The sequence below is a fragment of the Pseudomonas aestuarii genome, from assembly GCF_027988105.1.
Classification (GTDB): Bacteria; Pseudomonadota; Gammaproteobacteria; order Pseudomonadales; family Pseudomonadaceae; genus Aquipseudomonas; species Aquipseudomonas aestuarii.
Map to the genome: position 1 here is coordinate 121,164 of NZ_JAQJZJ010000010.1, position 13,207 is coordinate 134,370.

4 protein-coding genes and 2 pseudogenes are annotated in these 13,207 nt (G+C 62.3%); 2 read left to right on the top strand and 4 right to left on the bottom strand.

The genetic code is table 11. From position 1 onward, the window contains the following. Positions 1-76: 76 nt before the first annotated feature. The 3 genes and pseudogenes from PH586_RS19570 to PH586_RS23760 form a co-directional block, all read right to left on the bottom strand. Entirely contained in the window at positions 77-2,746 is a 2,670-nt protein-coding gene (locus tag PH586_RS19570; RefSeq protein ID WP_271349477.1) for an EAL domain-containing protein, read from the bottom strand. 309 nt (positions 2,747-3,055) lie between these two features. Next, positions 3,056-3,997 (bottom strand): annotated as a pseudogene (locus PH586_RS23755) (methyl-accepting chemotaxis protein); the annotation flags it as partial. A gap of 306 nt (positions 3,998-4,303) precedes the next feature. After that, a pseudogene (locus PH586_RS23760) lies at positions 4,304-4,621 on the bottom strand (PAS domain-containing protein); the annotation flags it as partial. Positions 4,622-5,198: 577 nt separating this feature from the next. On the opposite strand from PH586_RS23760, the gene PH586_RS19580 reads away from it, so the two are divergent. After that, positions 5,199-7,670, top strand: a complete 2,472-nt coding sequence (locus tag PH586_RS19580) for a two-component system response regulator (protein WP_271349479.1) — start codon at positions 5,199-5,201, stop codon at positions 7,668-7,670. Between the two features lie 29 nt (positions 7,671-7,699). Further along, positions 7,700-12,574 carry a PAS domain-containing hybrid sensor histidine kinase/response regulator gene (locus PH586_RS19585; RefSeq protein ID WP_271349480.1) on the top strand — a complete coding sequence of 1,625 codons (4,875 nt, stop codon included), beginning with the start codon at positions 7,700-7,702 and terminating at the stop codon, positions 12,572-12,574. Between the two features lie 14 nt (positions 12,575-12,588). On the opposite strand, the gene PH586_RS19590 is transcribed toward PH586_RS19585, so the two are convergent. Then, positions 12,589-13,200, bottom strand: coding sequence for an MliC family protein (locus tag PH586_RS19590; protein WP_271349481.1), 612 nt, complete (start codon positions 13,198-13,200; stop codon positions 12,589-12,591). Positions 13,201-13,207: the final 7 nt, after the last annotated feature.

Here is a 13,207-nt window from a genome sequence, read left to right on the forward strand (position 1 = left end):
GTAGATAAACCAATAAACTGCCCAGTTGACTACGCAGTCGATAGCCGGACGAGCGAGTACTTTAGCCAAAACCCGACTAAATCCTCCACAGCAATGCTTGCCCTTCGCGACCGGAGTCAAGTGTATTTGCCATGGCCAAACCCTCGAACTCCACCAACGGCATAGGCCGTCCAAACAGATAGCCCTGATAACGCTGGCAGCCAGTATCCCGCAAGGTCGAGAGCTGCACTTCGGTTTCCACGCCCTCGGCAATCACCTCCAGTTCGAGGCTGACTGCCAAGGCGCAGATGGCCCGGATGATCGCCAGGCTGCTGCCGTCCTCCGGCAACTTGCGCACGAAGGACTGGTCAATCTTCAGTTGATCCAGCGGCAACTGCTGAAGGTAGGCCATCGACGAATAGCCAGTACCGAAGTCGTCAATCGAGAAGCGAATGCCATGGCTCTTCAATGCCAACATGCAGGTACTGGCGCCTTGCAGATCGTCGAGCAGCAGCGATTCAGTCAGCTCCAGCTTGAGCCGACCCGGATTGGCACCCGTTTCCCGCAGTAGATCCAGCAAACGCTCGACAAAATCTACCTGGTAGAGCAGGCGAGCACTGATGTTCACCGCCAGGCTGAGCCGTTCCAGGGCCGGTTGCTGTCGCCACAAGGCCAATAACTCGCAGGCACCGCGCAGCATCTGAAAGTCCAGCTGCTCGACCAGCCCGGCGCGCTCGGCCACCTCGATAAAGCTTGCCGGCCCTAGCAGACCGCGCTGCGGATGCTGCCAGCGCGCCAGCACTTCAGCCCCCAGAAGGCCATGGGCTTCGTCCACCTGCGGCTGCAGATAGCCGATGAACTCTCCCGTCAGGAGACCGTGGCCAATTTCCTCCTCGAGGCGCAAGCGCGAACTGACCGCATCCTGCATTACTGGATCGAAGAAACGCACGGCGCTCTTACCCGCAGCCTTGGCCTCATACATCGACAAGTCGGCGCGCATCATCAGCTCTTCACAACTGCAAGACTCATCGTTGAACAACACCACGCCGACACTGACGCTGCTGCGCAGCTCCGCAGTGCCAATCCGGTAGGGTGCGGCGAGCGCCGCCAGTACCTTTTGCGCCGTATGCTCGGCCTGGGCCGCAGCTTCTTCGGGTAACCTCTCCAGGCTTTCCAGCATGACCACAAACTCATCCCCCCCCAGACGCGCGACCGTGTCACTGGCCCTGACCGCGTTGCCCAGACGCTCGGCCGCCAGGCACAACAGCCTGTCGCCGGCCTGATGCCCATAGCGATCGTTGACGTTCTTGAAATTGTCCAGATCGAGGAACATCAACGCGGCAAACTGGCCACTGCGCGCGCTGCTGGCCACGGCATGCTGCAATCGATCAAGCAACAGGCGACGGTTGGGCAGTGTCGTCAGCGCATCGTAGAATGCCAGTTGTTTGATCCGGTCCTCGGCCGCCTTGCGCTCGGTGCTGTCGGTCAGCGAGGCGACATAGTTGATGACCTGCCCCTGACCGTTGCGTACCGCACTGATAGACAACCACTCAGGAAACACTTCGCCGTTCTTGCGCCGGTTCCAGATCTCGCCTTGCCATCTATCCGTTTCGCTGAGGCTACGCCACATGTCCTGGTAGAACTCTGGGCCCTGGCGCCCCGAGCTAAGCATCCGGGTTTTCTGCCCAAGGACATCCTCCGCACTGTAGCCGGTGATCGCACTGAACGCCTTGTTGACCCTTAGAATGCGGCTGTCCAGGTCGCTGATGATCATGCCCTGCTGCGATTCGAAGGCGATGGCGGCGATGCGCAGCTCGCGCTCGGCACTCATCCGTTCGGTGATGTCGCGGGCCAGGAATACCACCGCCCGCTTGCCGTCGATAGGACCATCCAGCCGCTGCGCCCGCCCCTCAAGCACCATGAGACCTTGCGGTCCCTGAATCGAATATTCGATTTTCTGTGGGTAGTCGCTCGTCAAGGTATGTTGGATAAAATTCAGCAGGCGCCAGGCATCATTGTGCGGCAGCACCTCAAACAAAGACTGACCGACCCGCCTCGGGCAAAGGGAATGGAGCCGGTTGTCTTTGGGATAAACCACCTCCAGATAACGGCCATCCTGATCCAGCACTAGCAACAGATCTGGAATCGCTTCAGTGATTGCACGCTGGCGTGCCTCACTCATTTGCAGCACCAGATCCATACGCTTGCGATGCTCGATATGCTCAAGCATCGAGCCGAGCAGCACAGTGGCGACCGGCATCACCAACAGCATAGGCAACGCTGCCTGCGCCAGAAGGACTAGCACATATTCACTAGGCAGAAGCACCAAGAGCAACAGCCCCTGAGCCTGCACCAATAAACCGAAGAACCATAATGGCAACAATCTACGACTGACCTTGCCTTGCAGATAGAAAGACCGATAAGCCAACCCCAGCAGCACGGTCAGGACTATCTCGACCACCCCACCCATCGCCCCGGCGCCGCCAAGCCAGAGTCGGGAAGCGCCGGCTAGAAAGGCCGCAATAGCAGCGACTAACGGGCCGCCAAACAAACCGGCCATGCTGAGCACCACAGTGCGGGCGTCATAGATGATCCCGGGCTGTATGGTGGTCGCCATCAGCATGCCGATCACGCAGGCACCACCAAATATCAGGCCTGATACAAGCTGCGCGGTCAGCCCGCGCGAGCGTAGAAGATGTGCATTAACCGCCTGCAACCAACATAAGGACAGCAGCAGCGCAGCACTCTGGAATAGATTAATCATCATGTTGGAGTAGTTCCTTTACCTCGACAGCTGATCTGCCGCCTCTGTCTGCACACGCTACGATGTCGTCAGATCAGCGACATGCAACTGCACCAGTCGTGCAACAGTCCCCCATGGGAAGCTGTCATTGAACCAATCCTGATCCGGTTATCTTCACTCATGCTTGTCGATACGTTGCGCAGGTAACCGCCGTGAAGACTCACTTGGCGGCAGACAGTTTAGATACACGGCGGCCCCATGGCAGGGCCTTTTTCTTTTTTTTGGGGGGGTTGATGCGGCAAGCCACTCCTCACAGCCCGCAGGGGGAAACCGCTATCGATTGAACCGTTCAACCAGCGAGTGCAAGCCACGTGATGCACGCTCCAGTTCGCCGCCACGCAGCACTGCCGCATTGGCACTTTTGGCCGTTCCCTCAACTGTTCCTGCCACATTATTGATCTGCCTGGCGATATCCTCAGCCACATGGCTTTGCTCTTCGGAGGCGGCGGCCATTTGCTCACTCATGCCGCTGATCCGCTCAACCGCTTGACGAATACCTTGCAGCGCAAGCTGAGTCTCGACCACTTGCTGGACGCCGTGATCTGCTTCACTAATACCCAGCCTGGCAATACCCACCGCCTCATCAGCCCCCCGCTTGAGGGTTTCAATGATGCCTTGAATCTGTTGAGTGGATTCGCGCGTCTTGCTCGCTAAGGCGCGGACCTCATCGGCCACTACAGCAAAACCACGCCCCTGCTCACCCGCGCGTGCGGCCTCAATGGCGGCGTTTAGCGCCAAAAGATTGGTCTGCTCTGCAATGGACTGGATGATCCCAGCCGCACTCATGATTTGCTGGGTTTCGCCGGCCAGCTTATCGACCGCGCTACTGATATTACTTACCGTGCTGGCTAACACTTGAATCGCCTCACGGGACGCTTGCGCCACCTTGTCACCCTGCTGCGCCAGCTCATTTGCAGTGCGTGCCTCGGTGGCGGTCAATTGCACATGCCCCGCCACTTCGGCGATTGAAGCCGCCATCTCGGTCATGGCAGTCGCGGTCATGTCCGTTTCTGCACGCTGCTCCAGCAAGGCGTGCTCGGTGCGAGCGGAGAGTGCGGATGAGTCGGAGGCAGCTACAGCCACTTGGCCAGCCAAATCACTCAAACGCGTCAGAGCTGTCTTGAGACGCGCCTCCTCACTGATCAAAACCATTTCCAATTGTGCCGAGGTACCCCTTGCATCGCTGTAAGCAAGGGCACTAATCGGGTCGGCAAACGCATGGGATGCACTTTTAAGAATATTATTCGCATGGCTATCTTGGCGCGCATGCGACCACAGCCCAACGGCAATAAACAGCCCAACTGTTATTACTTGGGATGCCGTATCGGATAATAAAGCAGCTGCACCAAGCGCCACCCCGGCCGCCAGCACTATCGGCGCCAAACTTCCCAACACAGCGAAGTACTTACGCGCCATTGGTGCCGCTTGTTTTCCTGCCTTGATACGCCCATAAAGCGCTGTCGCGCGCTCCACCTGCTCGCGACTGGGCTTGACCCTGACCGACTCATAACCAACCAGGCGACCACCGTCCAGAATCGGCGTGACATAGGCACTGACCCAGTAATAATCGCCATTTTTGCAGCGATTCTTCACCACCCCCATCCAGCTCTTACCCGCCTTCAGGTAGCCCCACATCACCCCGAATACTGCGGCCGGCATATCGGGATGGCGAACCAGATTGTGCGGACTGCCGATCAACTCAGCCTGGGAAAAACCGCTTATCTTTGTGAACTCGTCGTTGCAATAAGTTATGTTTCCACTTGCATCGGTGGTGGAAATCAAACGCTGTTCGGCGGGAAATGTTCGTTCTACGGTGGTGATATTCCGATTCATGCGCATGCTGAACCTCCCTGTCTGTAAACCAATTACACAATGTTACATGACGGATTATTTCATTCGTTAGTTAATCTTGATCAACCATGACCACTGGGCCAGCACCACATACTACTTTTCTCCAGAACAAGAATACCTAATTACGACCAATAGCTTCTAAATACCGACCAATCCGACGCACACAAGAGCAACTGCGACGCTATGCAAGGACTTATTAGACCTTGGCTGTAAGTTGCATGTATTGAGCTACTTTAAACCGCCTGAGTTGACTGATCGTCCCGCACTCATTGCCCACCGCTCGTAGCGCGGATACAAGTGACTGACGCTGCGCATCTGCTCATTCAAGCAGCACTAACTCGAGATCATCCAGCACATGGCCGACGACCCGGCGGTGCGCAGCCTGGATGACTGGCAACAGGGCCTCGACGCGGCCCTGTACCGGCCATAAGCGGCTGTCACCAGCGCCCCACGAGAGCGACCGCCGCGTCTAGCGCGGCCGATCAGAAGCAGGTACAGATGGCCTGGACGCATTAATATCTGGTCTACTCTGTGGACAGTGCGGAGCGCATATAGGGGCAAGGGAATGTTAAGGGAATCGCTCGACCCAGCACCGGTGATACTGATCATCGATGACCAGGCCAGCAATATCAGGATACTTAGGGAAGCGGTTCGCGACTTGGGTGACGTGCATTTCGCCACAAACGGCGAAACGGCCTTGCAGATAGCGGCCAAGTGTCTGCCGGACGTTGTCCTGCTCGACATAGAAATGCCGGGAATGGATGGTTACGCCGTTTGCCGCGCGCTCAAGGCCGACCCGAAGCTGGCCGATGCGGCGATCATCTTCGTCACTTCGCACACCCGCAGCGAGCACGAACTGCAGGCCCTCGATCACGGTGGCGTCGATTTCGTGCAAAAGCCGCTCAATGTGCCTATCGTCCGCGCGCGGATCAAGACCCATATCGCCCTGCGCAGCGAGTCGAAGAAGCTCGCCCTGTCACAACGCAACCTGCAGGACGTCATCCACAACCTGCCCGCTTTCATCGGCTACTGGGGCGCCGACAGCTGCAGCGTGTTCTGCAACGACACCCGGGGCCAGTGGTTTGGCCTGACGGCCGACGCCATGCACGGCCAGCACCTGCGCCGCGTCATGGGCGAAGGCAACTTTCTCGCCGTCGAGCCCTACCTGGCGGCTGTACAGGCAGGCAGCTCGCCATCCTTCGACATCAAGCTGCGGCGCCGCGATGGCGACGTGCAGTATGGCCAGGTCACCCTGGTCTCGCGCCAAGCCGACGGCCGCTGCGTCGGCTTCCTGATGCTGATTACCGACATCACCGCGCGCAAGATCGCCGAATCGGCCCTGCACGACGAGAAGGAACGCATCCGCGTGACGCTCAACTCCATCGGCGACGCGGTGGTCGCCACCGACCCTCATGGCATTGTGACCTTCGTCAATCCCATCGCCGAGTCGCTGACCGGCTGGCTGGCCAGCGAGGCGGTGGGCCAGCCGATCGAGGCGATCATGCCGCTGAAAGATGGCGGCGATCAGCGCCCCCTGCAGAACCCCATCTACCTGGCCCTCAAGGAGGAACGGGTAGTCGGCATGGCACTCAACTGCCAGCTGCGTCGGCGCGACGGCCGCGATTTCGACGTGGAAGACTCGGCCGCGCCCATCCGCGACCAGGAGGGACGGATCACTGGCGCTATCGTGGTTTTCCACGACGTCAGCGAAGCTCGCGCCATGGCGATCAAGATGACCCACTTGGCCAACCATGACGCCCTGACCAACCTGCCCAACCGCATGCTCCTGCAAGATCGTATCCAGCAGGCGCTGCAGCAGGCCCGGCGCAAGCAGGAGCGGGTCGCCTTGCTACTGATCGACCTGGACAACTTCAAGACCATCAACGACTCGATCGGCCACTCCACCGGCGACCTTCTGCTGCAGGAGGTCGCCCAGCGCCTCAAGCGCTTGTGCCGTTCGATCGACACCGTCAGCCGCCAGGGTGGTGATGAGTTCATCCTGCTGCTGCCCGAGCAACAGAGCATCGAGACGGTCGTCGACATTGCCGAGAACCTGCGCCAGGTGATTGCCGAACCCTTCACCGTCGACCAGAACCGTTACGAGCTGTCGGCCAGCATCGGCATCAGCCTCTTTCCCGACGACAGCGATACCGTCGAGGCGCTCTACCGGCATGCCGACTCGGCCATGTACCAGGCCAAGCAGGAAGGCCGCAATCGCGTGCGCTTCTTCTCCGCCGATATCGAGCACAACATGCGCGCGCGCCACCTGCTCGAGCAGCATATGCGCGCAGCCCTGGAACAGGGCGTGTTCACGGTGTTTTACCAGGCCAAGGTCGACGCGCGTGCGCAGCGCATCGTCGGCGTCGAGGCGCTGATCCGCTGGCGCACGGGCGACGGCAGCCTGGTGTCGCCGGCCGACTTCATACCGCTGGCCGAGGAAACCGGCCTGATCATCCCCATCGGCCGCTATGTGTTGCAACAGGCCTGCGCCGATGCCCGCGCCTGGCACGAGCAGGGCCACCTGATCAGCGTCAGCGTGAACATCTCCGCGGTACAGTTTCGCGAGCAATCGTTCCTGCGCATGGTCAAGGAGACACTTGCCGAGACAGGAATCCGTCACGACCTGCTCGAACTGGAGATTACCGAAGGGGTGCTGGCCCGCGACCTGGAGAGTTCGCGCGATACCCTGCAAGCCCTGCGCAAGCTGGGCGTGCGGGTGGCCATCGATGACTTCGGTACAGGCTACTCGAGCCTGGCCTACCTCAAGCGCTTGCCGATCGACGTGCTGAAGATCGACCAGAGTTTCGTGCGCGACATGGTGGCGGATGAAAGCGATGCGGCTATCATCGAGGCGATCATCAAGCTTGGTCATACCCTCAACCTCGAGCTGGTCGCCGAAGGGGTCGAGACCCACGACCAGGTACAGGTATTACTCGCCTTGGGCTGCGAAGTCATTCAGGGCTATTTTTACTGCCGCCCCATCCCGTGCATCGAGATGGAACAGTTACTGGAGCGGGGCCTGCCCGGTTCCACCTGACGCACCCTCGAAACGGAACTGCCGACCGCATGCCAAGCACACAGAAGCGCTCACAGGTTGTACTCTGGTCCGCGGCGACACTGCTCTGCGGCCTGCTGGTCAGTGCCCTGCTGGCCTGGCAACTGGAACGCTCCAATCAGGCGCGCATTCGCAGCGAGATGGCGGCGACCGCCGAACAGACCTCGGCGCGCGTCCTGGAACGCATCCGCCTCTATCAGTACGGCCTGCGCGGTATGCGCGGCGCCATCCTGACCGCCGGCGCGGAGCTCAGCCGCGACCTGGTCATCCGTTACAGCCGCACTCGCGACGTCGACCGGGAGTTTCCGGGGGCACGCGGTTTCGGTTTTATCCGGCGCGTGGCGCAAGGCGACGAAGCGCGCTTCCTCGACCAAGCCAGGGCGGATGGCTGGCCCGCATTCGCCACTCGCCAGCTTGCCCCGCACGCGGGCGAGCGCTTCGTCATCCAGTACATCGAGCCGGTCGAACGCAATGTAGCGGCTGTGGGCCTGGACATCGCCTCGGAACGCAACCGCCGGGAGGCCGCCCTTGGTGCCCTGCGTAGCGGCGAAGTGCACCTGACCGGCCCGATCACCCTGGTCCAGGCAACGGGCAGCCCGCAGCAGTCCTTCCTCATCCTCATGCCGATCTATCGGGGCGGTGTCGTGCCGGCAACCGTCGCCGAACGCGAAGCCAGGGGCTTTGGCTGGAGCTATGCGCCGTTGTTGATACACGAGATGCTGGCCGACCTGGGCCTGGAGCGCGCCACCTTCGGCCTGCAACTGCAGGACAACAGCGACCCCGAGCAGCCGACGCTCTTCTACGACAATCGCCCCCAGGCAGCGGACGCACCCGGGCTGTATCGCATGCAGCTGCAACACGAGGTGTTTGGCCGGCACTGGCAGGCCAGCTTCATCGCCCTGCCCGCGTTCGTCCAGAGCCTGCACCTGCCCTCCCCTCCATTAGCCCTGGCACTCGGTGCCCTGGTCAGCCTGTTGCTGGCCGCCCTGGCAGCTGTCCTGACGGTCAACCGCCTACGGCGCCAGCAGTTTCATGCCGATCAGGCACGGCTGGCGGCCATCGTCGAAAGCTCCGCCGACGGCATCATCGGCAATACTCTCGAGGGGGTTGTCACCAGCTGGAATCGCGGTGCCGAACAGCTGTTCGGCTACAGCAGTGAACAGGCCGTGGGGCGCCGCCTGCTCGATCTGCTGGTGCCGGCGGACCTGCAGGACGAAGAACAGATGCTGCTGGAGCAGGTCAGCCACGGCGAGCGGGTACCCAACTTCGAGACGCGCAGGCTGCGCAGCGACGGTAGCCTGGTGGATGTGTCAGTCACCGTGTCACCTATCCGCAATGCCGAAGGACGGGTAACAGGGGCATCCAAGACCGTGCGCGACATCACTGCACAGAAGGTCGCCGAGGCGCGCATCCATGAGTTCAATGCCAGCCTGGAGAGCCAGGTGGTGCAGCGAACCGAGGAACTCAACCAGCTCAACCTGCTGCTCAACAGCGTGCTGCGTTCGGCCTCCGAGGTCGCCATCATCGCCACCGACACCCAGGGCACGATTCGCCTGTTCAATGCCGGGGCCGAGCGCATGCTCGGCTATCGCGCCCATGAACTGCTGGGCAAGTCGAGCCCCGAGCGCTTCCACCTGAGCAGCGAACTGAGTACCCGGGGCGCCCAGTTGAGCCTCGAGTACGGCAGCCCGGTCGAGGGTTTTCAGGTGCTGACCTGTAAACCGCAGGCCGAGGGCGCCGAGGTTCGTGAGTGGACCTACCGGTGTAAGGACGATACGCGCCTGACCGTCAGCGTGGTGGTCACGGCGATGTACGACGACGCCGGCACGCTAACCGGCTACCTGGCGATTGCCATCGATATCAGCGAACGCAAGGCCGCCGAGCAGGAGTTGGCTGCCAGCCTGGAAACCACCCGGGCGATCCTCGATACAGCCGTCAACCCGATCATTACCATCGATGACAAAGGAGTGGTCTGCTCGTTCAATCCGGCCGGCGAGCGGGTATTCGGCTATGAGCGCAACGAGGTGGTGGGGCAGAACGTGCGCGTATTGATGCCCGAACCCTACCGCAGCGAGCACGATGAGCACCTCGAGCACTACCTGCATGGCGATCAGGCCCGAGCAATCGGCGTCGGCCGCGAGGTCTTGGCCCAGCGCAAGGATGGCAGCATCTTCCCCATCCAGATCAGCCTGGGCGCAATGCAGGTGTCCGGCCAGCGCATGGTGGTCGGCATCATCACCGACATCACCGCACAGCAGAAGCAGCGTAGCGAGCTGATGGCCGCCCGCGACCAGTTGCTGATGGCCGCCGAGGTGGCCGAACTGGGCATCTGGACCTGGGTCCTGGCCGACAACTCGCTGCAGTGGAACGATCGCATGTTCGAACTCTACGGGCAGCCGCCAAGCCTGCAAGTCAGCGGCCTGGACTACCAGCACTGGCGCTCGCGGGTGCACCCCGACGACGTCGAGGCCGCCGAGGCCAAGCTGCTCGCGGCGGTCGACGGGCACGACAACTATGACCCGATCTTCCGGGTCGTGCGCCCCGACGGCCAGATCCAGCATATCCAGGCCGGCGCCCAGATCGAGCGCGACGCCGCGGGCAAGGCGCTACGGGTCACCGGGATCAACCGTGACATCACCGCCCAACTCCAGGTGGAGACCCACCTGCGCCAGGCCAAGGAGCAGGCCGACGCCGCCAGCGCCGCCAAGTCCTCGTTCCTCGCCAACATGAGCCACGAGATCCGCACGCCGATGAATGCGGTGCTGGGCATGCTGCAACTGGTCGAGCAGACCGAACTCAACCTGCGCCAGCGCGACTACGTGACCAAGGCACAGGGCGCGGCGAAATCCCTGCTCGGCCTGCTCAACGACATTCTCGACTACTCCAAGATCGAAGCCGGCAAGCTGCAGCTCGACCCGCATCCGTTCGAGCCGGAGAAGCTGATGCGCGATCTCGGCGTGGTGCTCTCGGGGAGCAACGGCCAGAAAGAGGTCGAAGTGCTGTTCGACCTCGACCCACAGCTACCCGACGAATTGCTCGGCGACAGCCTGCGCCTGCAGCAGATTCTCATCAACCTGGCCGGCAATGCCCTGAAGTTCACGGCCATCGGCCAGGTCGTGGTCAGCATCGGCGTGCAGGGCAAACAGGCCGACGGCGTCAAAGTGCGCATCGAGGTCAGCGATTCGGGCATCGGCATCAGCCACGAGCAGCTGCAGCGCATCTTCGATGGTTTCACCCAGGCGGAGGCCTCGACCACCCGCCGCTTCGGCGGTACCGGCCTGGGCCTGGTGATCAGCAAGCGCCTGGTCGGGCTGATGGGCGGCGAGCTGCAGGTGGAGAGCGAGCCAGGTGCCGGCAGCCGCTTCTGGTTCGATATCCTCCTGCCGCTGACCACCACGACGCGGGCCAAGCCACCCAGATCGGCTCTGCACAGGCCGCTGCGCGGGTTGCTGGTGGACGACAACAGCGTGGCGCTGGAAATACTGGCGCGCAGCTTCGCCGCGTTCGGCTGGCAAGCGGACCTGGCCAGTGACGGTCAGCAAGCCCTGGAGCAGGTACTGGCGGCGCACCAGGCGGCGCAGCCTTACGACGTCGTGATGCTCGACTGGAATATGCCCGGGGTCGACGGCATCAGCACCGCGCGCATGATCCGCCAGGCGCTGGCAGGCGACCAGTGCCCCAGGCTGGTCATCCTTACCGCCTACGGCCGGGAAGTGCTCGCTCAGGAAGACCCCAACGACATGCCCTACGACGGCTTCCTGAGTAAGCCGGTGACGCCCCAGCAGCTGGCCAGCGCAGTCAGGCAGGTGATGAACCTCGAGGAACCGGAGCCCGACGTAGTGGCCAAGGTCGATAGACCCCAGCGCCTCGCCGGGCTGCGCCTGCTGGTCGTCGAAGACAACGCGTTGAACCGCCAGGTCGCCTCCGAGCTGCTCGCCAGCGAAGGCGCCCTGGTAACGCTCGCCGAAGGCGGCCTGGAGGGCGTCAGCCGGGTGCTGACGGCCGATTCGCCCTACGACGTGGTGCTCATGGATGTGCAGATGCCCGACATCGACGGGCTCGAGGCGACCCGACGCATCCGCGCCGACAGCCGCTTCGCCCAACTGCCGATCCTCGCCATGACCGCCAATGCATCACGCAGCGATCGCGCGGATTGCCTGGCGGCGGGCATGAACGATCACGTCGGCAAACCGATCGACCTCGACGAGCTCGTCCGGCCCCTGCTGCAGCTGACCGGCGGCGCACAGCCGGCAATGCGGCCGGCAACGCCGCCAGCAGCTTCGAGCACCGGTGCCATCGAAGATATGGACTCCATCATTGCCCGCTTCGGCGGCAACCTCGGCCTGTTCCGCGACGTGCTGCTGAGCTTCCGCGCGGAGATGGGCAAGATCCTCGCCACGCTCGCCGCGGCCATTGGCGAGCAGGACCTGGCCGCGAGTGCAGCGGCACTGCACACCCTCAAGGGCAGTGCCGGCACCCTGGGAGCCAGCCGGTTGTCGGCCCGTGCCGGCGAACTGGAGGATCAACTGAAAAGCACGCCTGCAGACGCCGCGCTGACGCTGCCCGGCAGCGTCAGCCTGGACGAGTTGACTGTCATGGTGAGCAGTGCGGCCGAGGCTATCGAAGCCGCGCTGGCGGACGTGCCAGCGCCCCTGCCCCCAGCCCCGGCAGCAGCGGACCTGGCTTGGCGCGAGCAGCTGGAGACGATACTGCCGCTGCTCGAGAGCGGCAATCTCGAAGCCTTGGAGCGTGTCGAAGCGCTGGTCGTGGCACCGAGCGCGACGCAGAGCGAATACTTCGATCAACTCGTCATCCAGGCCCGGGCTCTGGACTTCACCGCCGCGGCGCGCAGCATCCGCCTGCTGATGGCGAATCAGCAGGCCTGAGGCACCAGGCCAGTCTATTGCCGGGCGCCGCCGGCCCTGGCCTGACACTTCATCTGCGGCGCCTCATGGCCCCACACCACGGTGACTTCACCCTGGTGCTCCCAGAACGACTCGTTGCGGCCCTGGTACCTGCTGCCACTGGCCGCAGGCTGCTGGTACATCAGCGAGCTACTGTCGCCGAACTCGATCACTGCCGTTGGCGGCTCGCTCGGGTAGTAGGTGGCAAGCACTTGCTTGGTCGGTATCCCATCGCACTCGAAGAACAGCGGACCAGTGCCCTTGAGCAAGGCATAGCGGGCCTGCAGTTCGGCAATCCGCAGGCGATAACTAGCGGTCACGCATTGGCCGCGGTCTTCCGCTTTCCAGCACTCGTTGCGCCCCTTGATCCAGCCCCGCTGCTCCGCCTTGAGCAGCGGCCGATGCGGATTGCCGGCCTTGGCGGATGCCTGGCGGTATACCGCAGCCAACTGCTGGTCCAATTTGGCCAGAGCGGGTGTCTGGCAGATCATTTCCGCGATACTGCCAGAGCGCACCCGGGCGCAACTGAACGAGGGGTCGGCCGGCTCAGAGGCCAGCGCAGGCAGGCCGGCGAGCACCAATACCATGGGCGTCTTGAAATGGGGCATGGGGCCT

Bases quoted from the DNA above. Each gene is read 5' to 3' on its own strand.
- PH586_RS19590 (WP_271349481.1), bottom strand. From the start codon at position 13,200: ATGCCCCATTTCAAGACGCCCATGGTATTGGTGCTCGCCGGCCTGCCT.
- PH586_RS19570 (WP_271349477.1), bottom strand. From the start codon at position 2,746: ATGATGATTAATCTATTCCAGAGTGCTGCGCTGCTGCTGTCCTTATGT.
- PH586_RS19580 (WP_271349479.1), top strand. From the start codon at position 5,199: ATGTTAAGGGAATCGCTCGACCCAGCACCGGTGATACTGATCATCGAT.
- PH586_RS19585 (WP_271349480.1), top strand. From the start codon at position 7,700: ATGCCAAGCACACAGAAGCGCTCACAGGTTGTACTCTGGTCCGCGGCG.